General features: G+C 54.7%; 25 protein-coding genes, 1 tRNA gene and 4 pseudogenes. 24 read left to right on the top strand and 6 right to left on the bottom strand.

The features are described 5' to 3' along the window. The 15 genes from BMY49_RS17905 to BMY49_RS13720 all read left to right on the top strand — a co-directional run. The coding region (locus BMY49_RS17905; RefSeq protein WP_371827831.1) for a tyrosine-type recombinase/integrase at window positions 1–676 on the top strand (676 nt) is incomplete at its 5' end. Continuing rightward, window positions 571–798 (top strand): tyrosine-type recombinase/integrase, encoded by a 228-nt coding sequence (locus BMY49_RS17265; RefSeq protein ID WP_228219834.1) that lies wholly within the window; start codon window positions 571–573, stop codon window positions 796–798. The genes BMY49_RS17905 and BMY49_RS17265, both read left to right, overlap by 106 nt. Window positions 799–1,129: 331 nt before the next feature. Further along, window positions 1,130–1,732 (top strand): cysteine hydrolase family protein, encoded by a 603-nt coding sequence (locus tag BMY49_RS13780; protein WP_089675839.1) that lies wholly within the window; start codon window positions 1,130–1,132, stop codon window positions 1,730–1,732. Between the two features lie 155 nt (window positions 1,733–1,887). Further along, entirely contained in the window at window positions 1,888–2,598 is a 711-nt protein-coding gene (locus BMY49_RS13775; RefSeq protein WP_167359378.1) for a DUF4377 domain-containing protein, read from the top strand. Window positions 2,599–2,611: 13 nt separating this feature from the next. Next, window positions 2,612–3,505 (top strand): LysR family transcriptional regulator, encoded by an 894-nt coding sequence (locus tag BMY49_RS13770; RefSeq protein ID WP_089675837.1) that lies wholly within the window; start codon window positions 2,612–2,614, stop codon window positions 3,503–3,505. Window positions 3,506–3,612: 107 nt separating this feature from the next. Further along, a complete protein-coding gene (locus tag BMY49_RS13765) occupies window positions 3,613–4,404 on the top strand; it encodes a putative hydro-lyase (protein WP_089675836.1) in 792 nt (263 codons plus the stop codon). Between the two features lie 55 nt (window positions 4,405–4,459). After that, the gene (locus BMY49_RS13760; protein ID WP_089675835.1) at window positions 4,460–5,524 is read left to right on the top strand and encodes a TRAP transporter substrate-binding protein; all 1,065 of its coding nucleotides are present in this window, start codon (window positions 4,460–4,462) and stop codon (window positions 5,522–5,524) included. Window positions 5,525–5,587: 63 nt separating this feature from the next. Continuing rightward, window positions 5,588–6,181, top strand: coding sequence for a TRAP transporter small permease subunit (locus BMY49_RS13755; RefSeq protein WP_089675834.1), 594 nt, complete (start codon window positions 5,588–5,590; stop codon window positions 6,179–6,181). Further along, on the top strand, window positions 6,181–7,464 hold the full coding sequence (locus tag BMY49_RS13750; protein ID WP_089675833.1) for a TRAP transporter large permease: 1,284 nt from the start codon (window positions 6,181–6,183) through the stop codon (window positions 7,462–7,464). The genes BMY49_RS13755 and BMY49_RS13750 overlap by 1 nt, the downstream gene beginning before the upstream one ends. A gap of 35 nt (window positions 7,465–7,499) precedes the next feature. After that, entirely contained in the window at window positions 7,500–8,177 is a 678-nt protein-coding gene (locus BMY49_RS13745) for a DUF2848 domain-containing protein (protein WP_089675832.1), read from the top strand. Continuing rightward, window positions 8,174–9,547, top strand: coding sequence for an amidase (locus BMY49_RS13740; RefSeq protein WP_089675831.1), 1,374 nt, complete (start codon window positions 8,174–8,176; stop codon window positions 9,545–9,547). Before BMY49_RS13745 ends, BMY49_RS13740 begins: the two co-directional genes overlap by 4 nt. Next, window positions 9,541–10,341: a hypothetical protein gene (locus tag BMY49_RS13735; RefSeq protein ID WP_089675830.1), complete on the top strand. Its 801-nt coding sequence runs from the start codon at window positions 9,541–9,543 to the stop codon at window positions 10,339–10,341. Before BMY49_RS13740 ends, BMY49_RS13735 begins: the two co-directional genes overlap by 7 nt. Continuing rightward, window positions 10,338–11,093: a 5-oxoprolinase subunit PxpA gene (locus BMY49_RS13730; protein WP_089675829.1), complete on the top strand. Its 756-nt coding sequence runs from the start codon at window positions 10,338–10,340 to the stop codon at window positions 11,091–11,093. The genes BMY49_RS13735 and BMY49_RS13730 overlap by 4 nt, the downstream gene beginning before the upstream one ends. Further along, window positions 11,090–11,818, top strand: a complete 729-nt coding sequence (gene pxpB / locus BMY49_RS13725; protein WP_089675828.1) for a 5-oxoprolinase subunit PxpB — start codon at window positions 11,090–11,092, stop codon at window positions 11,816–11,818. The genes BMY49_RS13730 and pxpB overlap by 4 nt, the downstream gene beginning before the upstream one ends. Beyond that, a complete protein-coding gene (locus BMY49_RS13720; RefSeq protein WP_089675827.1) occupies window positions 11,815–12,768 on the top strand; it encodes a 5-oxoprolinase subunit C family protein in 954 nt (317 codons plus the stop codon). Before pxpB ends, BMY49_RS13720 begins: the two co-directional genes overlap by 4 nt. 95 nt (window positions 12,769–12,863) lie before the next feature. Here the strand turns inward: BMY49_RS13720 and fghA are convergent. Further along, window positions 12,864–13,730, bottom strand: a pseudogene (gene fghA / locus BMY49_RS13715) (S-formylglutathione hydrolase). A gap of 35 nt (window positions 13,731–13,765) precedes the next feature. Beyond that, window positions 13,766–14,654, bottom strand: a pseudogene (locus tag BMY49_RS13710) (S-(hydroxymethyl)glutathione dehydrogenase/class III alcohol dehydrogenase); the annotation flags it as partial. A 72-nt stretch (window positions 14,655–14,726) separates the two neighbouring features. Here BMY49_RS13710 and BMY49_RS13705 point away from each other — a divergent pair. Continuing rightward, window positions 14,727–15,148, top strand: a pseudogene (locus tag BMY49_RS13705) (helix-turn-helix domain-containing protein); the annotation flags it as partial. Window positions 15,149–15,180: 32 nt separating this feature from the next. Here BMY49_RS13705 and BMY49_RS13700 read toward each other — a convergent pair. After that, window positions 15,181–16,343 (bottom strand): IS3 family transposase gene (locus BMY49_RS13700; protein ID WP_089675826.1). Its coding sequence is split into 2 segments (ribosomal slippage): window positions 15,181–16,070 and window positions 16,070–16,343, totalling 1,164 coding nucleotides; the frame shifts between segments, so codons are not numbered across the junction. A gap of 12 nt (window positions 16,344–16,355) precedes the next feature. Here BMY49_RS13700 and BMY49_RS13695 point away from each other — a divergent pair. The 6 genes from BMY49_RS13695 to BMY49_RS13670 all read left to right on the top strand — a co-directional run bounded on the left by BMY49_RS13695 (window position 16,356) and on the right by BMY49_RS13670 (window position 22,793). Then, window positions 16,356–17,486 carry an NCS1 family transporter gene (locus BMY49_RS13695; RefSeq protein WP_244154973.1) on the top strand — a complete coding sequence of 377 codons (1,131 nt, stop codon included), beginning with the start codon at window positions 16,356–16,358 and terminating at the stop codon, window positions 17,484–17,486. A 53-nt stretch (window positions 17,487–17,539) separates the two neighbouring features. Continuing rightward, entirely contained in the window at window positions 17,540–18,904 is a 1,365-nt protein-coding gene (locus tag BMY49_RS13690) for an amidase family protein (RefSeq protein WP_089675824.1), read from the top strand. A gap of 39 nt (window positions 18,905–18,943) precedes the next feature. Continuing rightward, window positions 18,944–19,246, top strand: coding sequence for a hypothetical protein (locus BMY49_RS13685; RefSeq protein WP_074211333.1), 303 nt, complete (start codon window positions 18,944–18,946; stop codon window positions 19,244–19,246). Window positions 19,247–19,287: 41 nt separating this feature from the next. Beyond that, a complete protein-coding gene (locus BMY49_RS13680) occupies window positions 19,288–20,331 on the top strand; it encodes a CobW family GTP-binding protein (RefSeq protein ID WP_089675823.1) in 1,044 nt (347 codons plus the stop codon). After that, window positions 20,324–21,547 (top strand): ABC transporter substrate-binding protein, encoded by a 1,224-nt coding sequence (locus BMY49_RS13675; protein WP_089675822.1) that lies wholly within the window; start codon window positions 20,324–20,326, stop codon window positions 21,545–21,547. Before BMY49_RS13680 ends, BMY49_RS13675 begins: the two co-directional genes overlap by 8 nt. Before the next feature lie 349 nt (window positions 21,548–21,896). Next, window positions 21,897–22,793, top strand: a complete 897-nt coding sequence (locus BMY49_RS13670; protein ID WP_089675821.1) for a DUF7946 domain-containing protein — start codon at window positions 21,897–21,899, stop codon at window positions 22,791–22,793. A 251-nt stretch (window positions 22,794–23,044) separates the two neighbouring features. Here the strand turns inward: BMY49_RS13670 and BMY49_RS13665 are convergent, their stop codons facing one another. The 3 genes from BMY49_RS13665 to BMY49_RS13655 form a co-directional block, all read right to left on the bottom strand. After that, on the bottom strand, window positions 23,045–23,473 hold the full coding sequence (locus tag BMY49_RS13665) for a helix-turn-helix domain-containing protein (RefSeq protein WP_089675820.1): 429 nt from the start codon (window positions 23,471–23,473) through the stop codon (window positions 23,045–23,047). A gap of 4 nt (window positions 23,474–23,477) precedes the next feature. Further along, window positions 23,478–23,765 (bottom strand): type II toxin-antitoxin system HigB family toxin, encoded by a 288-nt coding sequence (locus BMY49_RS13660; RefSeq protein ID WP_089675819.1) that lies wholly within the window; start codon window positions 23,763–23,765, stop codon window positions 23,478–23,480. Between the two features lie 178 nt (window positions 23,766–23,943). Next, window positions 23,944–24,014: transfer RNA gene (locus BMY49_RS13655), tRNA-Leu, on the bottom strand. 335 nt (window positions 24,015–24,349) lie between these two features. On the opposite strand from BMY49_RS13655, the pseudogene BMY49_RS13650 reads away from it, so the two are divergent. Both BMY49_RS13650 and BMY49_RS18195 read left to right on the top strand, forming a co-directional pair. Continuing rightward, window positions 24,350–25,783 (top strand): annotated as a pseudogene (locus BMY49_RS13650) (AAA family ATPase). A 38-nt stretch (window positions 25,784–25,821) separates the two neighbouring features. Beyond that, a partial coding sequence (locus BMY49_RS18195; protein ID WP_371827832.1) for an IS4/Tn5 family transposase DNA-binding protein occupies window positions 25,822–26,065 on the top strand: 244 nt, incomplete at its 3' end.

Raw genomic sequence — 26,065 nt, 5'->3', positions numbered from 1 at the left:
GCGTATCTTTCGTTTGATAACCTCTGTGATGAGGTACACCGGCTACTCGATGGCTATGGCACTGAGTGCGCGATTAATTTTGAATAGGCACTTACTGGACAAACCAATAGGCGATATCGGCGAGGTTATCCGGTCGAAAAAGCCACGCAAACTGCCGGTAGTGCTCACCCATGATGAAGCCATGGCCATCACAAATCAGATGGGGGAAACAGATTGCCTGATTGCTTCCCTGCTATATGGTTCTGGCCTGCGAATTACGGAGGCCTGCCGGTTACGTATTAAAGATCTCGATTTTCAACAACAGGTCGTCACAGTTCGAGACGGCAAAGGCGCCAAAGACCGAACAACCCTGTTACCCGCCCCATTGCTGGCTCCGCTGCAATGTCATATCAATACTATTCGAAAAGCCTGGCGGGAGCAGGACAAAGCGTTTCTTCATCCTGTCAGCCTTCCGTTTGCACTTGCCCGAAAATATCCGAATGCAGGTCGGTCTCTGGAATGGCAATGGCTTTTCCGTCACCATCTATTAGCACCGATAACCTTGGCAACGTGGTTCGTCACCATCGGCATATTACCTCTGTTCAAAAGGCCGTACGCAATGCCGTCAAACAAGCTGGCATTGGCAAGCGGGCGGGTTGTCATACGTGCCGGCACACGTTTGCAACCGAGCTATTGAAACGCGGAACCGATATTCGCACCGTTCAGGATTTGCTCGGCCACTCGGATCTGCGAACTCCCCAGATCTATACGCACGTTCTTGGCCAGGGCTTTGCCGGGGTTCGCAGCCCACTCGGATAGCACGTCAACTCTCGGACTTTTGCGGCGCATATCCAGAAACCCCACACAGGCCCCAGCTCTGTGGTCCGGGCCGCGTCGATAGAAGCCTTTTTGCATGAGGCTATGACATGAGGCTACGATAAGGAGGCCGTAGCCCGGATGCCACTGCGGGCAACACGGCACTTTGGTACTGGCTCCCAAGGCGCGGGGCAATCCTCCCTTGTGTTGATTCACTTGCTGGCAGGGGCCGGGTAACTTGCCAGTGTCGGTCGGTTTTTTTATAACCGGTGAGCCATTGCAACTGCACCGTCACACAGAAGTTTTTTGCCGTTGCCAACCATAAGGAAACATCATGAGTGATCTGACAACCCTGCGGGATATTGTCGGCCTGGGGAACCAGGCGAGCCCGATCAGCGATTCCGCGCTGGTGATTATCGATGCCCAGAACACCTACCGCGAAGGTGTTATGAAACTGGATGGCGTGGAGCCCGCACTGCAGGAGTGCAAGGCGTTGCTGGAGCGCTTCCGGGCGGCGGGGCGACCGATATTCCACATTCAACACGATGCCGGTGCCGGTTCACCCTACGACCTCACGGCACCGATTGGCCAGATCGCCGATGTGGTAGCCCCGGTAGATGGCGAGCCGGTGATCACCAAAAATTACCCGAATTCCTTCACCCAGACAAACCTGGATGACCAGCTGAAAGCCGCGGGCGTGCAAAATCTGATTCTGGCGGGCTTTATGTCCCATATGTGCGTGAACTCCACCGCCCGGGGCGCCTTCTCGCTGGGCTACAACCCCACGGTGGTTGCCGCAGCCACCGCTACCCGTTCCTTGCCGTCCCGGGCGTCTGGCAAAGCCGTGCCCTCGGAGCAGGTGCAGGAAGCCGCCTTGGCTGCGCTGTCAGATCTGCCCTCGGCGGTGGTGCCGTCGGTAGCTGACGTACCAGACTGAGCACTATCGAGATACCTCGCCGTCTACAGGATGGTGAGGTATCCGTCAACTCGCTATCTTCCTATCATACGTTCATCAACTTAGTGCTACCCTCATTAAAGCTGTGATAAGGCCAGCCCGGCCATGACCCAGGATTGATGATGAGAGGTAACTGCATGCTTCGAGTTTCTATTGCCATTGCTCTGGGAGCATCACTGCTGGTTGGTTGTTCAGCATTCAGCCCTTCCGCGGCGGATAAAACCGACGCAAATTCCACCACCAGCACCTACTGGGTGAACAGCCTGAATGCCAAGTGCGTGGGCGTCGGCCCCATGCAATGTCTGCAGGTGCAGAGGGGCGAGGAGCTGTCTGCTGGTAAGTGGCAACTGTTCTACGCGCCCATTCAGGGCTTTGAGTACGTACCGGGCTATATCTACAAGCTGAAGGTGAAGGAAACGCAGCTACCCGCACATCAGGTGCCTGCGGATAAGTCATCCATTGCCTACGAACTGGTTGAAGTTCTGGACAAGCAGGCCGACAGCCGGTTGCGGCTGCACGATATCTGGGTGCTCGAAGCCATTGAGGGGAAACCACTGGCACTAACCAGCGAGCGCCAGCGGCCGCGCCTGGAATTCAACCTCACGGAAATGCGTTTCACCGGCACCGATGGCTGCAACAACGTCTTTGGGAGCCCGCACGCCGTCACCCCAGACACGCTGTCGATCGGCCCGATCGCGGCCACCATGATGGCCTGCGCCGATATGGCCACTGCAGACCGGTTCCGGCAGCGGCTGGGCAAGGTGGAGGGGTATTTGCTTGAGGGCCTGAAACTGCATCTGCAAAATGCCAGTGGCAAGACTCTGCTGTCGTTCCAGAAAACGGATTAGGCTCCGGAAAATTATGAATATCAGGTCCCTTGAAACCTTCTACTGGATAGCCAAGCTGGGTAGTTTTCGGGCCACCGGTGAAAAGCTGTACGCCTCCCAGCCGACCATATCTGCACGTATTTCCGGCCTGGAGGACGAGCTCGGCGTTAAACTATTTGACCGATCCGGGCGCAGTGCAGTGCTGACAACCAAAGGCCAGGAGTTGCTGGTTTACGCCGAAAAAATTCTTGAACTTCATCAGGAGCTTCTGGAGAAAGTCGCCGACCCGGACTCCATCCATGGCACCATACGATTAGGCGTTGCAGAAACCATTGCCTATACCTGGCTGCCCCGGCTGATCGAAAGGATCAACGAAACCTATCCCGCCATCAACCTCGAACTCGATGTGGATATTTCCGTTAGTCTTGCCGAAAAACTCATCCGGCGAGAAATCGACATTGCGTTTCTGATCGGTGAGGTACGGCATGAGGACTTTGTCACCAAACCGTTCTGCAGCTATTCCCTCACCTGGGTGGCCAGTGAAAAGCTGATGCTGCACGAAAAACCTCTGAGCGTCTCTACTCTGGCCCAGGTGCCTATCATCACCTACCCACGAATGAGTGAACCACACATTTACATTCGCTCGCTGATCAACCCTGTGAGTCGCTCTATCCAGATCCACTCAAGCTCCTCACTCTCAACCATCATTCGAATGACGGTCGATGGTGTTGGTGTCAGTGCACTACCCAGTGAGATTGTTACCAGCGAGCTTGAGTCCGGAAAGCTTCGAAAACTGCAGGTTGAGGCAAATGTACCTGATCTTGTGTTCAACGTCGCTTATACCACAGCACCTGGCGGCTACATTGTTCGTGCAATCGCCGATCTAGCGCTGAATCTGGTGTCATCAGAATCCCGGGAATTACGTTAGCCATACAACTGATCACATTTTTCAATCAGTTTTTATTCTAAATATCGATTGGAATTAATCATTTCGCTTGCCTTAGCTTAAGTAGAAACCATTACAAGGCGAAAAAAATGATCAGCGTTAATCCCTCCGAGGCCAGAGCGGTGCGACAAAGGGCACGAGATGGCAGCCTGACCGGCCCCACCGCCGGCCTGGCAAACGGTTTTGTTCAGGTAAATCTGGTAGTGCTTCCCGAGGCACAGGCCAATGGTTTCCTGCGTTTCTGCCAGGCGAATCCAAAACCCTGCCCACTGATTGCCGTTAGTGAGCCGGGGCAGCGAACCTGCGAATTGCTGGGCAACGATCTGGATATTGCACGGGATGTTCCGGCCTATCACGTCTACCGTCACGGTGAACTCTCCGGCACAGCAGGGGATGTCTCTGATCTTTGGCGCGACGACCTTGTAACCTTCGCCCTGGGCTGCTCTTTCAGCTTTGAACATGCACTGTTGCAAAACGGTGTGGCTGTTCGCCATATAGACGAAAGCCGCAACGTCCCTATGTTCAAAACCTCGATCCCGCTTCAAGCTGCCGGAGGGTTTTCCGGTCATATGGTGGTATCCATGCGCCCCTTCCCGGCGGCACAGGCAATCCGGGCCATTCAGATCACCACACGCTTCCCTCTGGCCCACGGTGCCCCCGTGCATTTTGGCGATCCGGCTCTGATTGGTATTCGTGATCTGATGAATCCGGATTACGGTGATTCCGTGTCCATCTATAGCAATGAGACACCGGTTTTCTGGGCATGTGGCGTGACCCCTCAGCAAGTATTGATGGATGCTGGCGTGCCTTTTGCGATTACTCATAGCCCGGGCCACATGCTGGTAACAGACATTCCCGAAAGCCAAGTCACCTTGCTTTAGCACCTGTTAAACAACAACCTGTTAAACAACAAAGAGAAAGAGAAGAGGAAATGACATGATGAACAAAAATCAGGTTTGCGCCGCAGCCACTGCGCTCACCCTTCTGATGGCAGGCCATGCCACCGCTCAGGACATTGATAACACCAGCTTTTCATACGTTGGCAGCTGGAGCAGCCTGTCGCTGTATAAAAACTTCGAGAACCCGTTCTGGAGCAATCATATTCCTGAGGCATCCGGCGGCAATATCTCTACCAACGTAACGACGTTCGATCAGATGGGGTTGGGTGGCGGTGAGGTCTACCGTCTGATGGCTCGCAATGTCATTGAGGTTACCTCAACGGTTGCCGACTACGCGGTTCAGGATGCACCTGAGCTGGAAGGGCTTGATATGCCCATGATGGCACCGGATGTTGAAACTGCCCGCCAGGTTGCCGAAGCCTACTGGCCGGTTCTGGACGAAGCATTCAGTGAGCGTTTCGACGGCGCCAAGGTGCTTGCAGTGGCTCCGTATCCTTCTCAGGTTGTGTTCTGCAATGCCGAAATCAGCAGTCTCTCGGATCTCGCAGGCAAGAAAGTACGCGCCAGTGGCCGAACAACTGCGGAGTTCCTGGAAGCTCTGGGGGCTGAAGGTATCACACTGAATTACAGCGAAGTGCCCGGAGCACTTCAGCGTGGCGTTATTGATTGTGCGGTCACCGGTTCACTTTCAGGCTACAGCTCCGGATGGTACGAAGTAGCCACTCACCTGTACCCGCTTCCAGTTGGCGGGTGGGATCACGTTGTAACCGCCATGAACGGTAAAAAGTGGCAGTCACTATCGGCAGACACCCAGGAATGGTTGCTCAAAGAACTGAAAGAGAACTACGAAGCAAAAGTATGGGCCACAGCAGTTGATGAAACCAAAGAAGGGATTGCCTGCCTGACCGGTGAAGGAGAATGCTCCCGTGGTGAGTCAGGCAACATGGTACTGGTGCAGGCAACGGAGAGCGATTTCAAAGCAGTTTCCCGCCACCTGGAAGAAAAGCTACTGCCAAACTGGGCCGACCGGGTTGATCAGCGCTGGGTTGATCGCTGGAATGAAACCATCGGCAGTGTCACAGGCTTGAAAGCCTCAAAGTAAATTTCATCATCCTGCAATAACTGAAGAACGGGTTGTGCGCGGCAACCCGTTCTGGAGAACCCTATGTTGGAACAGATAACTTCCGGGCTCGACCGGATTCTTCAGGGCGTCCAGTCCGGCTCGCTCTGGCTGGCCCGGGCCGGTGGCGTTCTGATTCTCCTGACAGTCGCTCTGGTGACCATGGAAATTTTGTCCCGTCAGCTGATCGGCCGCTCAAATTTGCACGCGACTGAAATCACCGGATACGTGATGGCTATCAGCACAAGCTGGGCGTTTGCCTACACCCTGATGCGCAAAGCTCACATCCGCATTGATGCTTTGTATGTGAAATTGCCCGTCAGCGCACGCGGTGTGCTTGATCTCATCGCCCTGTTATCTCTGGCCTTGTTCTGCGTTCTGGTTGTGGGTGCCGCATTCGATGTGGCAGAGCACTCCTATACGGGCGGAGCCCGCGCAAATACGCCTTTGGGCACACCCGTATGGATTCCCCAGGCACTGTGGTTGCTAGGTCTGGTGTGGTTCTCTGTCGCTGTCGTGCTGATGTCTCTGCGAGTACTGCTCGGCCTGCTCAGCGGCCAGATGAATGACGTACAGCGCCTGGCTGGCAGCCCGACACTGGATGAACAGATCCGCGAAGAGAACAAGGAAACCAACTGATGATTGTGCTAACTCTGACCGTTCTGCTTGTTCTTCTGCTGGTGAGTGTTCCGGTGGCCGCTACACTGATTGTGCTGGGGCTGTTTCTGGACGAGTTCTTCTCGCCGTTTCCCCTGGTTAATGCCATGGGGGATGTCCTCTGGACAGCTTCCAACAGCTTTCTCCTGATCGCCATTCCCCTGTTCATACTATTGGGCGAAATTCTGGTGCGCACCGGCATCGCCAAAGGAACCTATCGGGCATTGGAGAGCTGGTTTTCCTGGCTACCCGGCGGCCTGTTGCACGCTAACGTGGCCACGGCAACCCTGTTTTCCGCAACATCCGGATCCAGCGTGGCGACGGCTGCCACCATTGGCACAGTTGCCATCCCGCAAGGCAAAGACCTGAAGTACGACCAGCGCCTGTTCACGGGTTCCATTGCCGCAGGCGGTACTCTCGGCATTATGATCCCACCGTCGATCAACCTGATCGTCTACGGTTTTATGACCGAAACCTCTATTCCGCAGTTATTTGCCGCTGGGATGATTCCCGGGTTGTTGCTGGCACTGCTGTTTATTGTCGGAACCGCTCTGATCTGTTTATGGCGTCCTTCACTGGGTGGGCCGAGCACGCACCACTCGTGGGCTGAGCGTTTCTCAAGTTTGTGGCACCTGGTTCCGGTACTGCTCCTGTTCGGTATTGTTGTCGGCTCTATTTATGCTGGCTGGGCAACCCCAACAGAAGCTGCATCGCTGGGGGTTATCGGCGCCATGGTGATCGCGGCAGCAATGGGCAAGCTCAGCAAATCCGTCGTCATGGAAGCTCTCGAAGGCACCATGCGCACCACGGGCATGATCATGCTGATTATCATAGCATCCTATTTCCTGAACTTTGTTCTGGCCTCTGCAGGTATCACCCGGGAGCTTACCTCGTTTCTTGAGTCTGCCGGCCTTGGCCCCTACTCCACCCTGCTGATGATCATCGCCATGTACATCATTCTTGGCTTCTTCATCGAAACTCTGTCACTGATGGTTATAACCATTCCGATTGTGGCTCCAATCATTATCAGTATGGGTTTTGACCCGGTGTGGTTTGGCATTTTGCTGATTCTGCTGATCGAAATGGCGCTGATTACACCTCCGGTCGGGCTCAACCTCTATGTGGTGCAGGGGGTTCGTCAGGGTGGCTCGTTCAACGATGTCATGGTTGGCGCATTGCCTTACGTCGCCATAATGTTGCTAATGGCTATAGCCCTTGTCCTCTTTCCTTCAATCGCGCTTTTCCTGCCGGAACTGCTCAACTAGCCCCTTAACCAACGCATAACAACAGGAGATACGTGATGACAGAATTTCAATTTGCAGAGACTGGCGAAACCCTGAACGTTGAAATAAAAGAAATGATTATTGCTGGTTGGGCGGGGCGCGAGCAGGCTGGCATTGATGAACACATTGAAGAACTCAAGGCCATCGGTGTTGCACCCCCGTCAAGCACACCTCTGTTCTATCGGGTATCAGCAGGACTGGTGACCACCGCCAACCAGGTTCAATTTTTGGGCAACGAAACCAGTGGTGAAATCGAGGTTCTGCTGATCGGAACCGAACACGGCACCGTTGTTGGCCTGGGCTCAGATCACACGGATCGGGAAGCCGAAGCCTGGTCGGTCGCCCATTCCAAACAGGTGTGTGCCAAACCGGTAGGGCGTCAGATCTGGTGGCTGGCGGATGTAATTGACCATTGGGATAAGCTACAAATGGCCTCTTTCGCCACCATTGATGGCAAGGAAGTACCCTACCAGCAAGGCGGTGTTACCGGGCTACTGCATCCGGAGGATCTACTGCGTCGATTTGGCCTGGAAACAACCGAACTGGCACCCGGACAGGCTATGCTTTGCGGAACACTACCCGTGATCGGAGGTGTTCGCCCGGCAGAAACATTTCGGATGGTGTTAACGGATCCGGTCAGAGGCCGCTCTCTGGAGCATGCTTACAACGTTGAGACCCTGTCGGTGATAAAATGACACGACTCGAAACTACAGCGCTCAAGCCATTGCCAGCGGAATCTCTGGCAGACCTACTCACTGGCCTGGCCGCTGGCCACTGGCAAGCCGGTGAGCTACTGGATATCTGCCAGGCCAACATCGATAAAGGTGATCACCCGGATCGGCAGATTTATACCCGCCGGTTCGATGGCCAGGCAAAAGCCGAAGCCCGGGCTATAGACGGCTTGCGAGACGCCGGTGTACCCACTGGTGAGCTGGCTGGCTTACCGATCGCATTGAAGGTTCTGTTCGACGTGGCAGGAGAAGTTACCCACGCCGGTAGCCAATGGTGGGACACTCCAGCCAAAGCCGATGCGCTGATCGTAACTCGCTTGCGCCGTGCCGGGGCTGTTATTACCGGGCACACCAACATGACCGAATTCGCCTATTCCGGGCTTGGCATAAACCCCCATTACGGCACACCGGATAACCCTGTCGCTCCCGGCCGGATTCCCGGCGGCTCATCTTCGGGCGCCGCCGTCGCCGTGGCCCGATACATGGCCGCAGCGGCTATCGGCTCCGATACCGGCGGTTCAGTTCGTATTCCGTCAGCGTTCTGCGGCCTAGTCGGTTTTAAACCGTCGCAAAGCCGCATTCCACGCACGGGCTCCTTCCCGCTGTCCGATAGCCTCGACTCTATCGGCCCTATGGCTCGAACCGTCGACTGCTGTGCACGCATTGATGCTGTTCTGGCAGGGCAACCGGCGACACCTTTAAAGCCTCGTTCATTGGCTGGCCTGCGTTTTGCCGTCCCTACCAACTACATGCTCGACGATGTTTCAGCCGAAATTTCTGACGCTTTCGGCCGTAGCCTGAAGGCTCTTCGCGGCGCGGGCGCAATAATTGACGAGGTCGCGGTTCCGGTACTGGATGCCCTGCCAGAGCTATTGGAGGGCGGCGGTTTTACCGCTGCAGAGAGCTACCATCTGCACCGGGACTGGCTGGCAGCTTGCGGAGATCGCTATGATCCAAGAGTCCGTACTCGCATCGAGCGCGGTGCCTCTCTCACCGCCTCCGATTACATCGAGCTGCTGCACCGCCGACAGAATCGCAAACAACAGGCCGACCAGTGGTTGTCAGCCTACGACGGACTGTTGGCACCCACCGTGCCCATTGCCCCACCACGTTTTGAGGAACTCGTTGATGATGAAAGCTATGGCCAGCTGAACCTGCTGGTGTTGCGCAACCCGACCGTCGCCAACCTGCTGGATTTATGTGCCATTACAATTCCGAATCACCCGCAGGGCGCGCTGCCATCTGGGCTAATGCTGGTTGGCCGAAATGGAACGGATCGGCAATTGCTCAACACGGCAGCAGGCCTTGAGGGGATACTCTCAACCCTATGCTGAGCGTTCTGATTGTCAAACTGGTGGCAACCGCCGCAGTGGTGATTGGCGTGTCGGTGGCGGTTGGCAAGATGGGCCCCCGGCTTGGCGGCATTCTGGCAGGCACGCCGATTATTCTTGGCCCCGGCTACTTCTTTATGCTTCAGGAGCGCTCAACCGAGTTCCTGCAAGCCGCCGCACTGTCGACTCTGCACGCACTGATCGCAACGCTTATCTTCGCTATCAGCTTCGTGCTGTCCGCCGGGCGTTTGGGCGTATTCACCAGCCTGGCACTGGCAACGGGCAGCTGGATACCCGCTTCGCTTCTATTTTCATTGCTACCCGGAGGCGTATGGGGAGCCCTTCTGGCGTACGGCTTGGTGCTTTTGACGGCTGAGTTCATACGCCACAGGCTGCAACTAAGGCACACCGTCGTAATTGCTCGATCAGGCTGGTTCGATCTGCTATTACGGGGCCTGCTGGCTGGCATTCTGGTAAGTATTGCAACAACCCTGGCGGCGAGAACAGGCCCGTTCCTTTCCGGTATATTGGTGGGGTTTCCTGTGGGTTTGTTCACGATTGGCTGGACACTCTACGAGCGCTACGGCCCGGAAGTGGCAAGAGCAACGGTAAGCATGGCCCAGAAAGGCATGCTCAGCCTCGTAGCCTTTGCACTGGCGCTGGCACTGGTGGTAGACACTTTGCCTCCTATGGCCACGTTTGCCGTGGCATTGGCTGCCTCGATGGCAGTGAGCCTGGGAATTTTTGTCTTAAGCCAGTGGCGTTACCGCATGGTTAAAACAGGAGAGGCTATATGAGCACGCTTTTGATCAATGCCGATATGGGTGAAAGCTTCGGCCCCTGGGTCATGGGAATGGATGAGCATGTCATGCCCCACGTGGATCTTGCCAACGTAGCCTGCGGCTTTCACGCATCCGACCCTCACGTTATCCGGCGTACCCTGCGCCTGGCCAAAGCCCATCAGGTGAAGGTCGGCGCTCACCCATCCTATCCGGATCTGGTGGGTTTTGGCCGACGCTCTATTGCTTGCTCACCTGCTGAAGTGGAAGACCTTGTGCTGTACCAGATCGGGGCGCTGTCCGGGCTTTGTCGGGCTGAAGGTCTGTGGCTACATTACGTGAAACCCCACGGCGCACTGTACAACGATATGATCCGGGATCCGGCTTTGTTTGAAGCCGTGGTCAGGGCGGTCAAAGATTTCGATGCCTCTCTGCCCCTGATGACTATGGCCGCCTGTGACACGTCGATGGCACAGGACATTGCCGACCGATATGGCATAGACCTCTGGTTTGAGGCCTTTGCAGACCGCGCTTATGATCAGCACGGGCATCTGGTGTCCAGGCGGCAGCCCGGTGCCGTTCATGAAGACCCGAAGGAAATCCTGGCACAGGCCATTACGATCGCTAAAGGTGAACCACTCACCGCCAGCGACGGCAGCAAGATCGTTTTGCAAGCCGACACCTTGTGCGTGCATGGGGACAACAACGAATCCATTGCTGCCATCCAGTCCATTCGGGAAGCCATTCAGGCGCTTGGAAGCCAGACATGAACACAGGCTCCGTCACAACCCTGCCCCGGCTGGAATCTGCGGGCCTGGACGGCTGGATGGTAAGACTGTTCGATAGCATTGAGGAAACCAACCTGCCCTGGATCACCGCCTTGCTGCAGCGCTGCGAATCGGCGTTCGGAACGGCGGTGGTGGACCTGGTGCCGTCCTACACCACCTTGCTGGTGGTTTTCGATCCCGTGCAACTTAGTCCGTTGGAAGCGCAACAGAAGATCACCAGCCTGCTCACGGACCTGACACCGGAGGGCAGCTCCGGCACCAGCCAGATACATGAACTGCCAACGTTCTACCATGCCAGCGTTGGGCCAGACCTTGAGCGGGTCGCGGAACATACGGGACTGTCGGTGGCTGAGGTCATCGCGTGCCACAGCCAGAAAACCTACCGCGTCTTTGCCCTGGGCTTTGCGCCAGGCTTTGCCTTCATGGGCCTGACCGCCCCAGAGCTGGAATGCCCGAGGCTCGACACGCCCCGTAAGAAAGTCCCGGTGGGCAGCGTGGCCATTGCCGCGCGCCAGACCGCCGCGTACCCCACCGCCACCCCAGGCGGCTGGAACCTTCTGGGTCGCACCAGTGCCCGCCTGTTCGACCGAGAAAGAGAAGGTTTCAGCCTGCTGAATGTGGGCGACCAGGTACGCTTTGTTCCGGCCTCTCGAGAGGCGTTTGAACGTAGCGGAGGCGACATTACCCCCATGGAGGCATGCCAATGACCACCCTGCCCCAGAGCGACATCGCGATCCGGGTGCTCCGGGCCGGGCCGCTTGCGCTGCTTCAGGATCGCGGCCGCTTTGGTGTCCGACACCTGGGGGTCACTCAAGGCGGTCCGGCGGATCTGTACTCATGGGCCTGGGCCAACCGGCTGGCCGGTAATCCCTGGGGCTCGGCAAGCCTTGAAATCACCTTTGGCGGACTGCAACTGGTGGCGGAACGCGATCTTGATATTGCCATCGCCGGAGCCGATCTTGGCGCCACGCTGGAGGGCCATCCGGTTCCGCTTTGGCAACGGGTACGCTGGTCCGAAGGCCAGAAACTGACGTTTGGCACCCCGGTAAGCGGACTGCGGGCGTATCTGTCTGTACACGGTGGCTTTGCGGCTCCGCCAGCGATGGGCAGCGTAGCCTGTGTCGCCCGGGAGCAACTGGGCGGTTTTGATGGCTACGGCCGCAAGCTGGCGGATGACGACAGGTTAAGCACGTTCAAACCGGGTATCACCGCAGCACCGGGCATCACCCCGGCCCCGCCACATGCCCGCCCGGATTTCCGGGAGCCGCCGCAGCTCGACCTGCTGCCAGGTGCGCAGATTGCCGAATTCACCGGCCGCAGCCTGTTTGACGCTTTCAACACCTGGTGGCGGGTGGATGACCGGGCAGACCGCATGGGTGTGCGCCTCACCGGCCCCAAATTACAGTGCCGAATCCGATCGCTGATTTCAGAGGGCATCAACCTCGGAGGGGTTCAGGTGCCACCCGATGGCCAGCCGATCGTATTACTCAACGACCGTCAGACCATCGGAGGCTATCCGAGACTGGGTGCGCTTTCGCCGCTGGCCGCGTCCCGGCTGGCCCAATGCCTCCCCGGACAGGAAGTCAGGCTGCTCGCCCGCAGCAGTGAAGCGGTGCTCCGGGAATACCGCGCTTTTCTGGCCGGGTTCAAGGGCTGATTGCTGTATTTTCAACTCGTTGCCGAGTTTATCCTCAGCTGCTGCCAGTACAGGATCATTGATTGTTTAGCCCTTGATTGTGTGGTTTGGCCACTTTAAGACCGTAAAGCCCGACACCGCAGATGCCCGCCATGGAATCGCAGGTGCGCTTCGATAAAGCTCGCGATAAAGAAGTAGCTGTGGTCGTAGCCCTCCCGGAAATTGAGCTACAGCGGGTAATTGCTGATGCTGGCTGCGGTCTCAAGCGCCTCTGGCTGAAGCTGTTCAGTCAGGAAATTATCCGCATCGCCCTGGTCGACTAGGGCTGGTACGAACTGCCTTGCCTCGCGCATCAGTAGGCTAGCGTCGTATTCGGCCCAGCGTGAGGTGTCTTTGCCCAGGTAGGCTGTGAAGGCTTTCCTGCCCCATGGGCAATTTACCGGATTGCTGATCGGGCTGAAGGCCGATACGGACCGGTATCTTTCAGGGTTGCGAAGAGCCAGAACGAGGGCGCCATGACCACCCATTGAATGATCTGCAATCGAGCGTTGATCCGTTACCGGGAAAACAGATTCGATCAGTGCAGGCAGCTCATTCAGCACATAGTCGTACATGCGGTAGTTGGGATGCCATGGGCTTTCGGTAGCGTTCACGTAGAAGCCAGCGCCCTGGCCAAGATCGTAGCTTTCATCATCGGCAACGTCATCGCTGCGGGGGCTGGTGTCCGGTGCCACGATGGCCATGCCCAATTCCGCGGCCACACGATGGGCGCCAGCTTTCTGCATGAAGTTTTCATCGGTACAGGTCAGGCCGGACAGCCAATAGAGCACCGGTACTTTTTCCCCGTTGGCTACTCCTGGCGGAAGGTAAATCGCAAATCGCATTCTGCAACCCAGAGTTTCAGAAAGGTGACTGTACTGCTTGTGCCAGCCACTGAAGCTCTTGTTGCTGCTCAGGTTTTCGATTGTCATCGGGACCTCCATCGGTCGGCCACCTGCGGGGCAGGTGGCCGTCGCGATTACTTGTCGAAATGAATAACGCTGCGGATGCTCTTGCCCTCATGCATCAGCTCGAAGGCCTCGTTGATGTCATCAAGCCCCATAGTGTGGGTGATGAAATCATTAAGCTTGAATTCACCCTGCAGGTAACGCTCGACAATACCAGGCAGCTCGGAACGGCCTTTGACCTCTCCGAAGGCGGAGCCTTTCCAGACGCGACCGGTAACGAGCTGGAACGGGCGGGTGGAAATTTCCTGGCCTGCCCCGGCAACGCCAATAATGACCGACTCGCCCCATCCCTTGTGGCAACATTCCAGTGCGGACCACATGACATCGACGTTGCCGATGCATTCGAAGGTCCACGCCACCGTCAGTCAGTTCAACGATCACTTCCTGAATCGGCTTGTCATAGTCTTTGGGATTGATACAGTCGGTTGCACCAAGCTGTCGTGCCAGGTCAAACTTACTGTTGTTGATGTCGATGACGATAATCTGACTCGCCTTGGCCATGGTCGCACCAATAATCGCAGACAGGCCGAGACCGAAAATGGCCACCGTAGCGCCTTCTTCCACCTTGGCGGTATTCATGACCGCGCCCATGCCGGTGGTTATGTCGCAGCCGAGCAGGCACACCTCTTCCAGCGGGGCTTCCTTGTTGACCTTCGCCAGCGAAATCTCCGGCAGAACGGTGTACTAGGAGAAGGTCGAGCAACCCATGTAGTGATAGATTGGCTTTCCGTCCTTGTAGAAGCGGCTGGTGCCGTCGGGCATCAGCCCCTTGCCCTGGGTTTCGCGGATTTTCCCGCACAGGTTGGTTTTGCCGGACAGGCAGAATTTGCACTCGCCACATTCGGGGGTATACAAAGGAATCACATGATCGCCGACGGCAACACTGGTAACGCCTTTACCAATCGCCTCTAAGTTCCTAATCTAAAGTTTTCGAGCAACATCCATGCCAGGATTTCTGGCACGGACAGAACCATGGAAAAACGCTTCGTTGCCCCTCTCACTGAACCTGAACAACAGACGCTGACCTCCGCCTATCACCATGGCGAGAAGCGCGCTCTCCGCCGTCGGGCGCATGCCATTCTACTGAGTGACCAAGGCCATACGATTAACCAAATCAGTGAGATACTTCAGGTTCGCGGCGATGCCGTATCACGATGGTTCAAGCAATGGGAAGTGTCCGGTTTGGATGGTCTCATTCACTCAAGACCCAGCGTGACGAAACGGACTTTCGCAAAACGTAAGACCTGATGAAAGCGCTTCATGAGCGAGAGGACCAAGGCGAGCACGAGCTCTATTACTTTGATGAATCAGGTTTTTCATAAGCGTCGTCGGTGCCGTATGCGTGGAGCCCTATCGGCAAGCCTTGGGAAGTCACTGCCTACGCCGGCAGCCGAAGTGATCTGGCAACAGTTTTCCGGACACTTTTTTAAGCGGCTGCTCGTAGCCTCGATTCATAGTCCGCTGGACTCATATAATCGTTGCTGGAGTGCAGCCGCACCCGATTATAAAATACCTCGATATACTCGAAGATCGCCTGCCTCGCTTCCTCTCGCGTCTTAAAGTCCTCGTGATACACCAACTCGGTCTTTAGAGTATGAAAGAAGCTTTCTGACGGGGCGTTGTCCCAACAGTTACCCTTGCGGCTCATGCTGCACTTGAACTCATGCTGCTTGAGCAAGCCCTGGAAACTATCCGAGGCATACTGGCTGCCACGGTCACTGTGAACCAGCAGACCGGCTGCTGGCCGACGCTTAAAGATCGCCATGGTCAGCGCGTCGTTCACCAACGCTGTCGGCATCCGGCTATCCATGGACCATCCGACGACCGCTCGTGAGCAAAGGTCAATGAAGACGGCTAGGTACAGCCAGCCCTCCCGTGTCGGGATATAGGTGATATCACCGACATAAGCCTGATCAGGCTCTGATGCCGTGAAGTTACGATTCAGCAGGTTCGCGGCTACCGGCTTGTTGTGCTTTGAATTGGTCGTCGCTTTGAACTTGCGCCGCATCTTGCATTTAAGGCCCTCTTCACCCATCAATCGACCGATTCGACGGCGGCTGACGGTCTCTCCGTCTTCAGCCAGTTGCTTTTGAATACGCCGTGTTCCATAGGTTGAGCGGCTTTTTTCATGATGTTCACGAATACTGGCCTTCAACGCCTGATCATCCCGGACTCGCTGGCTGGACGGTCTAGTTCGCCACTCGTAATAGCCACTGCGAGAGACTTCAAACACTCGGCACATCAGGGCAGTGCTGAACGTGCCCCGATGCTCCTCGATGAAGCCGTACCTCAGTTCGATTCTTTGGCGAAGAAGGCCGCCGCCTTTTTTAACAGTTCCCGCTCTTCCTTCAGCCGAGCATTCTCACGCCGGAGTTGCTTCAACTCTTCATATAGGTGCTTGTCGTCAACCGCACTACTCGAATCACTCGTCTGCTTACCATGGAATTTATCGATCCAAGTATGCAGCGTGTTGACGTTAACGCCCAACTCGCGCGCCGACTGGGCGATCGGTTGATCGGATTCCACCGCTAGTTTGACGGCGGCTTCTTTAAACTCGGCTGTATACGAATTGCTTTTCTTCTGACTCATGGCACACACCTTGTGGGGCAGATAATATTATCTGCGTCTGTGTGTCCAGGAAACTATAACCACTTCAGATTTGATAATTGGATCGTGTGGTACGTGCTTTTCGCTGTCGTGCAGATCGTCAACACCGCTCTCGGCATTCGCGCAGTAGAATTACTCGCCTCTATCGCCGCACCTTGCATCGTCGCTATATCAGTCTGGATGTACTTCACTCTTAACGTGCTAGCCGAAACCAACGGCGTCAACATCTGGACGTTTGTTGGCGATCAACAAGTAGTGCCTTTAGCGCTATTCTTCGCCAATATGGCTTTTTGGTCAGCATTGGCAGTGGATATTCCCAACTTGACCCGTTTCCTGCGCACGCCAGGAGGACAACGCAGCTTCTTCGCCCGCAATCGCAACGTCTTCGTCGCACAGTTCTTGGCCTTACCTGCGACCCAGGCCTGGGTAGCGTTGATTGGTGGCGTATCCTTTATCGCGGCAGGTGACTGGAACCCTGTCACCGTCATTCAAGGCCAGGGGGGTGGCTTCACCATGGTGGCACTATTGGCCATGGTGATATTGGCTCAGTGGTCTACCAATAATGCCGCCAACTTGATTCCGGCTGCCCTTACCTTCGTCAATGCCGGTGCCCCTCGTATTAGCTATCCTGTCGCCTTGGTCATCGCCGGTATCATCGGCACAGCTTCCATGCCTTGGTTGATTCTGAACAATTTGTTTACCTTCCTCAGCTACTATGGCGCGGTACTCTCCGCAGTCGGCGGCATCATGGTCGCGGATTACTATATTTTGCGGCACCGTCGTCTTAATGTCCCAGCCTTGTACGATCCCGCCGGTCAATTCCGCTTTTTCAATGGCTTCAATCCAGCTGGCATTATCGCCTGGCTGGCGGGCGGGGCCATGGCACTCATATTCCTAGAGTACGCTTATGCCGTTGGTTTTATCACCGCGTTGGTGGTGTACGTGATACTGATGAAAACTTGGATCCTGCGTCATTATCCCCAAGAAGAGTTAGATAGCAATTTTGATGATCGTTTTCTGGCGACATCAGTAGGGCTTAACTGGGTTTATACCGAGCAGAAGCGCTTCGAGCGCCTGACAGCCGACGATATCCCTGCCTCTGCACTCAAGCGTGAAGATCGCTAAGCGGGCATTAACCATCACTACAGCACCAGTCGACCAACTCGGGGAACCTTTTCATGGTCTCTTACCCAAGCACTGCCCTTGCCATGGGCGAAGCCATCCAGCATGGCAAACTCGACCCTATAATACTGACGCGCCAATGCCTGGCGGCGGCTAAAGAGAGTGACGCCGTTTTTATATCGCTCACCCCGGAGCGCGCCATGTTCGAGGCCGCAGCAGCCGCTCGACGCCAAGCGCAGGGCGCTTCGCTAGGGCCGCTCGATGGGGTTCCTATCGCCTGGAAGGATCTGTTCGATATTGCTGGGGCAGTGACGACGGCGGGCAGCCGAGTGCTCACCGAAAAGCCCGCAATGTACGATGCCACTGCGGTTCGCCATGCGACAGCGGCTGGCATGGTATGCCTGGGCAAGACCAATTTGACCGAACTGGCCTACTCAGGCCTTGGGCTGAACCCGCACTATGGCACGCCTCATCATACGCCAGGCCAGGGAGAACCGAGGGTGCCCGGCGGCTCCAGCTCTGGCTCAGCAGTGGCCGTCGCCAAAGGTATCGTTCCTGCAGCAATAGGCACCGATACGGCAGGTTCGCTTCGTGTACCTGCCGCTTTTAATGGTCTGGCATCCTATCGCCCATCCCAGGCTCGCCATAGTCGGCAAGGCGTCACTCCCCTAGCACATAGCCTGGACACCATTGGTGTCATCGCTCAGTCCCTGGAAGACTGCCTGGCCATTGACGATGTCATGCGAGGAGAAGAGGCCACAACGCGGGAGCGCGCTGACCCCGAACGCACGGTCATCGTGCTGGATACCGCCTATCTAGACGACGAACGTATCGAAGAAGGCGTGCGGCAAAACCTAGAGCGCAGCGCCGAGCAGCTTATTAATGCCGGCTTCCACCTGATCAGACGAAAGCTGGCCAGCGTGAGCGACACTCTGCACCTCATTCAACATCACGGCTGGCTGGGCGCAGCAGAGGCTTACACCGAGTACCGTGAGCTGTTGGAAAGTGAAGCTGCAGAAGCTATGGATCCAAGAGTTCGGCAGCGATTAATTAATGCGCAGAAGATGGCACCGGACAGCATAGTGACGCTTTATCGCCAGCGCCGGTCACTTCAAGCGCAACTTCGCCATGAACTCGCCGGGGCGACGCTACTCTCCCCCACGGTTGCTCACACGGCTCCTCTCCTTGCCCCTTTGGAAGACAACCCAGAGCGTTTCGCTGAAGTGAATCTCGCCACGTTGCGGCTGAGCATGGTGGCAAGCCTGCTGGACTCCCCCGCTATCGCGCTGCCCAGCGGTGTGGACAAGAACCAGCAGCACACCAGCATCCAGCTAACGGCGCCTTGCGGAGAAGATGAGGCACTTATGCGCGTAGCGCTTGCCGCCAGCGATCACTTGGGCTTCCCGGCTGCCAACCAATAGGCCCGTTGCCACTCTGAATCAACTGTTAAAGGAGCTGTTATGTGCGGATTATGCGGTGTATTCGGCGGTGAAAACCACTGGAGTACTCACATCGAAGACCCTGAGCAGGCTCACTACGAGCGTCGCCGTGCCAGGGCCTATCGGGCAGAACTGATCAACCGCGTACTTAAGCCGCATCGCCTCGTGCTCGAAGATTTTCAGGCATCCAGTTTCGTGATCGCCAGCGCAACAGGCAAGCGCGAGATGGTTCAGGATCTAGGCGGCATCTGGCGCCAAGCCGAACTGATGACTGGGCGGGATATCGATCCGTTAGATGCAAATTTTCTGGCATCGTTAAACTAACGCTTAGATGTTTCTAGCTTGCCCCAGAGAGGATCCGATCAATGAACGACAAGACGCCACTGCTACCGGTGCACGTGATATCCGGCTTTCTGGGCAGTGGCAAAACCACCTTGCTCAAATCGGTACTGGCCAGTGAAGACTTCGGCGACAGCGCCGTACTAATCAACGAGTTCGGCGACGTGGGCCTAGACAACCGCCTGCTAGGTGAAATCGCCGAAGATGCCGTGCTGCTCTCCAGTGGCTGTGTCTGCTGCACCATTCGTGGCGAGCTGTCTGATGCGTTACGGCGCCTGTTGTCACAGCGCCAAGACGGCAAAATTCCGCCCTTCAAACGCATCATCCTGGAAACCACTGGCCTGGCCGACCCCGGCCCCATCGCCTCAACGATCACCGCTGATCCTGTACTGCGGCACCATCTGCGCCCAGGCACCAATCTCACGCTGGTCGACGCCCTCAACGCCACAGCCAGCCGCAAGCTCCAGCCGGTGTGGGAATCCCAGATTGCAGTCGCCGACAAACTCGTCATCAGTAAGGTCGACCTGGTCGATCAAGCCCAGCTTGATGAGGTTCAAAGCCTGATTGACACCATCAACCCGGCAGCGCAGCAATTGGGGCAGGAGGCCTTAAAACAGGCCAGTGATGAGCTATTCGGCAGTGGGCCGCATATTGACCACTACAGCTACTCAGAGGTAAAAACATGGCTTGGGCCCTGGCGTAAACCGCCAGCACCTGACGCGGCCTCGCACCTTGGAGATGTTCAGTCATTCCGCCTCTGCTTCGACGGCGAAGTGGACTGGACGTGCTTTGGCCTTTGGCTCTCGATGTTGCTCAACCGCCATGGCAGCCACATCATGCGCGTCAAAGGCGTGTTGCATGTAAAAGATGATACCCGCCCGGTGATCATACATGGTGTTCAGCACACCATTCACCCGCCAGAGCACGTAGACGCCTGGCCTGAAGACGACCGCATTTCAGAGCTGATTTTCATCACTCATGGCATCACTGCCAAGTGCGTGACAGACTCACTGAATATCTTCATGAATGCCGTTAGCAACCACCCAAGCCCCAGGATATTCCATGCATGAAGCTGCATCCCCTAAACCGCTAGCCATGCCCTATGTGCAGCGAGGTCCGGTCACGCTAAGGGTGCTCGGCACCTCGGTAACGCTGCTTGAAATCATTCGCAAGCGTGCTCGGGAAGACTTGGGCCTTCGCCTCACCTTTGAGGTTCTTGATGGTGTAGCCGCGCAGCAAGCGGGAGTGCTAACCCCGGATAGCTTCGATATTTATGATCAATGGTTTCACAACGTAGACTTCGTGTGGCCCGCTAATGCGATTCAACCCATTCAGGTGGATCGCATTAAACACTGGGACATGATCAATGACCTCCCCAAGACCGGTAGGCTGACACCCCACGCTCCCCTGGGTGCAGGTAGTAACCCGGTCAAGCTACTCTATGTCCAACCCGATGGCAGTTACGGTTCTCGCCCCAGTGGGCATATCACCATGCTCCCTGTTAGCCACAATGTGGACAGCTTCGGTTATCGCACAGACATGCTCCCCAAAGGGCTGGATATCAACAAAGAGAGCTGGAGCTGGTTGCTGGACAAGCGCTGGAAAGGCATGGTCAGCCTGCAAAATGACAGTGCCATCGGCGCTATTGACGCCGCGCTGGCAGCCAAAGCAGCGGGCCTAGTCGAGTTCGACAATCTAGGTAATCTCAGCCTGGCAGAGATTGACAGCCTGATTGACTGCCTGATCAATCTCAAACGTCAGCAACACTTTCGCGCCTTCTGGAGCAACCAGGATCAAGCATCTTCCGATATGGTGCGCGGCCGGGTCGGCATCGAAAGTCTGTGGTCGCCCGCCATGACGGATCTCAAAAAGCGCAATATCAAGGTGCACATGGCGGCCCCCACAGAAGGCTATCGCGCCTGGTACGGCGGCATGTCCATCTCACGGCATGTGAAGGGGCGAACGCTAGATGCTGCCTATGACTACCTCAACTGGTGGATTTCTGGATGGCCCGGTGCCGTCATGGCCCGCCAAGGCTATTACATTTCCACCCCCGAACTGACCCGCCCTCACCTTTCCGCTGCAGAGTGGGACTTTTGGTATGGCGGCAAACCTGCCGCCAAGAACCTTCCGGGCCCCGATGACACCTCAGACCTGATCCACCGTGGCGAAATTCGCGACGGTGGAGACTACCAGACAAGAATGAGCCGCATCGCGGTGTGGAATACCGTCATGGATGAACATAACTATTTGGTAAGGCGCTGGAATGACTTTATGTCGGCTTGAGTTCCAGTGCTTGATCTAGCCTTTAGACTCTTCTCATCGGCTTCTATCGCACAGGCATCTCACAGCGTGATGACCATAAGCACATGCTCCCCCGCCTTTTGGTTCTCACGAACTTACGCGGGGGTTCTTGTTTGCTCGGCATTTTGCCTCTGACCACCAGCTCCATCTAATAAAAACTAAATTTTCTGCGCACCCACCAACGCTGAAAAATATTAAGAATCCAAAATCAGCAAGCCACGAAGAAGCGTTGAAAAGCAAAGCTTACGAGTCCCATCCTATTTCAGTGCCTTGTGCTAGGCTAATTTGAGTAGAGAGATTAGATCATGGTAATTATAATTAGAGGAAATACATGTCTACGAGCACCCCAGCAGGGTCTATCTCCAGCATGCGCCTTAAGTTCGAAGGCCTACACGCAGATCAGCATTTACTTGATGCAGTTGAGTATTCTAAGACTATAGATGGAATATCTAGACTCTATAATTTAGTCGCTCACTACTGCATGTATGGCAGTATCCTTCAGCCTAGAGCAAAAACCGAATTTAAATGTTACTCACTGCCCGCGACACAAGGGTCGTACGAATCATTACTGGTTATTCTTCCAGTGGCAGCGCATGATATATTGGCTTTTTCAGAGATATATAAAAACTCTTTTGACTGGCTTGTATCGCGAATCATTGGGTTCATCAAAGACAAGCTGTCTGGGCAGGGTAATATGAACGAATTAGTCCATGTTTTAGAGAGAAGGGCTAAAGCTGACGGAGACCTTAACGTCTTGTTGTCAAATGGGCTATTAAGAGCGAACGACAGCCTTGCCTCCTTACAATCAAAGCTAATCGACACATTACCTGCTCTCGTTTCGGCTGCTGAAGGCAATATGAGGAAGGCTGTTACTCCAGTAGGGTCTTCATGCAGAAAAGTAACTACATTTCATGATCTTGATGATCCTGTGGTAATAACAGAGCCAGAAGCTGTTGCTATTCGATCGGAGGAGGAGCTAAAGGTGGGATCGCCCGGTATATTTCATATTACGAGATTTCACTCTCTAAATGTTGATACGGGGACGTGCATAATCGAAGCTAATGGATACGAAGGTCATATCAAAGGAAAGGTTTCAGATATCGCACTTTCAGAGCCAGGCAACCCGTACTCAAGCTCACTGAACGATCATTCGTCGCTCAAGGTTAGGGCAAGACCAGTTATTAGAGAAGATAAACTGTATAGACTTTATATTACCGAGCCTGCATAAAGTCTTTTTTGATTTTTTGGGATTCACTGCACGCCTGGATTGGTAATGATTGCTTATCTAGGCTTGATACAACCTTCTTCGAATCTAGAGGGTGCAGGATGAGCCGGACCGCGCCTTATAGATAATTTTAATTAGCAATTCGATTAATTAACTAACACCCTCTCGACCTATAAGAAAACCACCAATATTCATAATTGAGCCTTTAGGGGAAGTGGGCTTCAAGTTCCTCTCATGATAAAGCTCGAACCAAGTTAACTAATATCGCTAAGTTTTTTATTCCGTTTGAAAACATCCGTTGAGATGCCAAATCGGTCGGAAAGTCCACAAATTTGCCGCCAGTTAAGATTACGTTTGCCTGACAAAATTGACGAAACAACAGACTGAGCGCCGATTTCCGGCAAATCATTTTGGGTAATGCCGTGTTCTTCCATCAGATAACGCAGCACATCAGTCTCCCCCGCGACAGGCATGGGGCGTACATGCTCATCATATGCCTCAAGAAGATCACCAAGGCGCACCGCAAGGCTGGATAAATAATGATTTTCATCATCGCCAACCAAATTTAGAATTTCATCAAGAGCTTCTACTTTCTCGTCATACTCTTCCTCTGATTCTGGCGCAGAGAGAAGAGGTGCAATGTACTGCCAGTGAGTAGCTGCTTGATCAAGAACGGCATTCATATCTTCACTCCTTCCACTTACCCTTGTCATATTCAGGATGATCGAGAATATGGCGGATAAAAACGCGCTTAGCGCGATAATGCACAGTTGCTATCAATCGAATCTTATTGCCACCAATGTCAAAAACATGGTGGCTTCCCACCTTATCAGTTGCCGGAAAAATTTCTTTCAACTCAGCAAAGCTCTGGGGTTCGCTAGCCTTCATGATGCGAAACCATGCATCTAAGGCAGTGGCCGACTGCGGCCATTTCTCCTTTGCTTCCCAAATACGTTTTTGTGTGACCACATGCATATGCAACCCCTTTCGCTGGCTGCATTATAATAGCAAATCGCCATACATAGCAATTTGCTATTATAGTTTTCTTAAAAATCTAACCTTGGATGCTCTCCACAACATACGCACCTTGTCCGATAGCAGCCAAACAAAAAAAAGGCCCACGATTTCTCGTAGGCCCTTTTTCACAAAATTCTGGCGCGCCCGGCAGGAATTGAACCTGCGACCTTCGGCTTCGGAGGCCGGTTTAAGCCGCACAAGCATCGCTCTTCCCCACCGTAAAAAAACCAATAAACAATATTTAAAACAACAAGTTAATTAACATGCCAATGCATTTCAAATCTTCTCTATCACACCCATTAACGCCATTCTGTGCCCTTCATTGTCAAAACGTTGGCACACACCGTGACTTTTCTGTGTCCTGTTTTCTACCAAATTTGACCTCTGGTCACCGCGCACTACGGACTCCTTTAATTGATTCGGCTACGCGTAGAACGCCAGCAGTACCTCTGCCAAAAACACAGCTCCATATGCGCCACCTGCCCTTATCGCCACCGTGCTAAACTGTCCTGTGTTTCATCGGTTCAGCATTGGAGGCCAGCATGCCAGCTGCTCATCGTCGTAAGCTGCCTATAGGCATTCAAACTTTTTCGGATATCCGAGAAGGCGGCTATTACTACGTCGACAAAACGCCGTTCATTGAAAAGCTGGCGAACCAAAACAAATACTATTTTCTCTCCCGCCCGCGTCGCTTTGGCAAAAGCCTGCTGCTAGATACCCTGGGCTGCCTATTTGAAGGCCGCGAAGCGCTATTTTACGGGTTATATATTCACAACAAGTGGGACTGGCAGCAGCGGTACCCGGTGGTGCGTTTAAGCTTTGGCAATGGAGTGGCGGCTGACAGAGAGGACCTAGATGCGAACATTCGATATCAGTTGTAGCAGCAGCGTGCACGTCTGCAGATTACGTCGACGCCTCCTAAGCGTATTGCGGACGACTTTGCTAGCTTGATTGAGCAAGCGCATCGTGTTCACGGTCAACGCGTAGTAGTGCTGATCGACGAGTACGATAAACCCATCCTTGATAATATTCTCGATAGCGATAGGGCGCGCGAACTGCGCGAAGGTCTGAAAAACCTCTATAGCGTGCTGAAAGATGCCGCCCCCCACCTGCACTTTGTACTGCTGACCGGCGTTTCCAAGTTCAGCAAAGTCAGCCTGTTTTCAGGGCTGAACAATCTGCGCGACATCACACTCTCATCTGACTATGCCGCTATCTGTGGCTATACCGACCACGATGTGGACACGGTGTTTGCGCCTGAACTGCCTGGGCTTGACCGTGACGAGATTCGCCGCTGGTACAACGGCTATCGCTGGGGCGGGCAAGACGTGCCCAGCGTTTACAACCCGTTTGATGTATTGCTCTTGTTAGAAGAGCGGAAATTCACCCCTTACTGGTTTGAAAGCGCTACCCCTACGTTTTTAGTAGAACTGCTAAAAAAACGCGGTGTGTTCACTCCTGCCTTGAGCCAACTGCAAACAGAAGCCGAATTATTAGGCCGCTTTGATGTCGACCATATCGCCACCGAAGCGCTCTTGTTCCAAACGGGCTACCTGACCGCGCATGCTGTCGAGGAGCCGATGACCGGTTATTGGCTCTACACCTTGGGCTACCCCAACCTTGAGGTGGAAGCCAACCTTAACCAAGCGCTTTTACCTGTGCTGGGTGTGCAAGCCCCCCCTCGGGAGCGGCTTACGCTGTTCCGTAACTTGCAAGCGCACGACCTCCAAGGCCTGGAAACCCACCTCAAAGCGCTTTATGCCGGCTTGCCACACGACTGGTACCGCAACAACCCCATTGCCCAATACGAAGGCCATTACGCCAGCGTGTTTTACAGCCACTTCGCCGCGCTGGGTGTGAATGTGACGGTGGAAGACGCCAGCCACCACGGCAAAGTGGATATGAGCATAGACTTTAACGGGCCTTGCAATTACCCACAAATCATCAGCTACATAAGCATACTGTTGATAAAGTAAAGCCCGATGTGTTTTTTTGGCTTCTCAGTTCGTTCGATATGATAAGAGGTATCAATATGGGACAACACTGGGTGAACGAGGAAATGACTGGCTGCGACTTGGGGGACGCGCGACTGAATCAAAGGTTGGCTGTCATGCTGGAAGCACTCGGTGATCGGCCAGACAAATCACTACCCACCGCCTTTCAGGACTGGGCCAATACCAAGGCCGCCTATCGCTTCTTCGCGAATGAGAATGTCAGCGAGGACAAGATTTTGGAGGGACATTTTGCCGCCTCAGCTT

It is taken from the genome of Vreelandella aquamarina (assembly GCF_900110265.1).
Lineage (GTDB): Bacteria > Pseudomonadota > Gammaproteobacteria > Pseudomonadales > Halomonadaceae > Vreelandella > Vreelandella aquamarina.
This window is presented reverse-complemented; position numbering and strand designations above follow the sequence as displayed.

Coding starts and splice junctions, on each gene's coding strand:
- BMY49_RS13780 (WP_089675839.1), top strand. CDS start 1,130: ATGAGTGATCTGACAACCCTGCGGGATATTGTCGGCCTGGGGAACCAG.
- BMY49_RS13775 (WP_167359378.1), top strand. CDS start 1,888: ATGCTTCGAGTTTCTATTGCCATTGCTCTGGGAGCATCACTGCTGGTT.
- BMY49_RS13770 (WP_089675837.1), top strand. CDS start 2,612: ATGAATATCAGGTCCCTTGAAACCTTCTACTGGATAGCCAAGCTGGGT.
- BMY49_RS13765 (WP_089675836.1), top strand. CDS start 3,613: ATGATCAGCGTTAATCCCTCCGAGGCCAGAGCGGTGCGACAAAGGGCA.
- BMY49_RS13760 (WP_089675835.1), top strand. CDS start 4,460: ATGATGAACAAAAATCAGGTTTGCGCCGCAGCCACTGCGCTCACCCTT.
- BMY49_RS13755 (WP_089675834.1), top strand. CDS start 5,588: ATGTTGGAACAGATAACTTCCGGGCTCGACCGGATTCTTCAGGGCGTC.
- BMY49_RS13750 (WP_089675833.1), top strand. CDS start 6,181: ATGATTGTGCTAACTCTGACCGTTCTGCTTGTTCTTCTGCTGGTGAGT.
- BMY49_RS13745 (WP_089675832.1), top strand. CDS start 7,500: ATGACAGAATTTCAATTTGCAGAGACTGGCGAAACCCTGAACGTTGAA.
- BMY49_RS13740 (WP_089675831.1), top strand. CDS start 8,174: ATGACACGACTCGAAACTACAGCGCTCAAGCCATTGCCAGCGGAATCT.
- BMY49_RS13735 (WP_089675830.1), top strand. CDS start 9,541: ATGCTGAGCGTTCTGATTGTCAAACTGGTGGCAACCGCCGCAGTGGTG.
- BMY49_RS13730 (WP_089675829.1), top strand. CDS start 10,338: ATGAGCACGCTTTTGATCAATGCCGATATGGGTGAAAGCTTCGGCCCC.
- pxpB (WP_089675828.1), top strand. CDS start 11,090: ATGAACACAGGCTCCGTCACAACCCTGCCCCGGCTGGAATCTGCGGGC.
- BMY49_RS13720 (WP_089675827.1), top strand. CDS start 11,815: ATGACCACCCTGCCCCAGAGCGACATCGCGATCCGGGTGCTCCGGGCC.
- BMY49_RS13690 (WP_089675824.1), top strand. CDS start 17,540: ATGGTCTCTTACCCAAGCACTGCCCTTGCCATGGGCGAAGCCATCCAG.
- BMY49_RS13685 (WP_074211333.1), top strand. CDS start 18,944: ATGTGCGGATTATGCGGTGTATTCGGCGGTGAAAACCACTGGAGTACT.
- BMY49_RS13680 (WP_089675823.1), top strand. CDS start 19,288: ATGAACGACAAGACGCCACTGCTACCGGTGCACGTGATATCCGGCTTT.
- BMY49_RS13675 (WP_089675822.1), top strand. CDS start 20,324: ATGCATGAAGCTGCATCCCCTAAACCGCTAGCCATGCCCTATGTGCAG.
- BMY49_RS13670 (WP_089675821.1), top strand. CDS start 21,897: ATGTCTACGAGCACCCCAGCAGGGTCTATCTCCAGCATGCGCCTTAAG.
- BMY49_RS13665 (WP_089675820.1), bottom strand. CDS start 23,473: ATGAATGCCGTTCTTGATCAAGCAGCTACTCACTGGCAGTACATTGCA.
- BMY49_RS13660 (WP_089675819.1), bottom strand. CDS start 23,765: ATGCATGTGGTCACACAAAAACGTATTTGGGAAGCAAAGGAGAAATGG.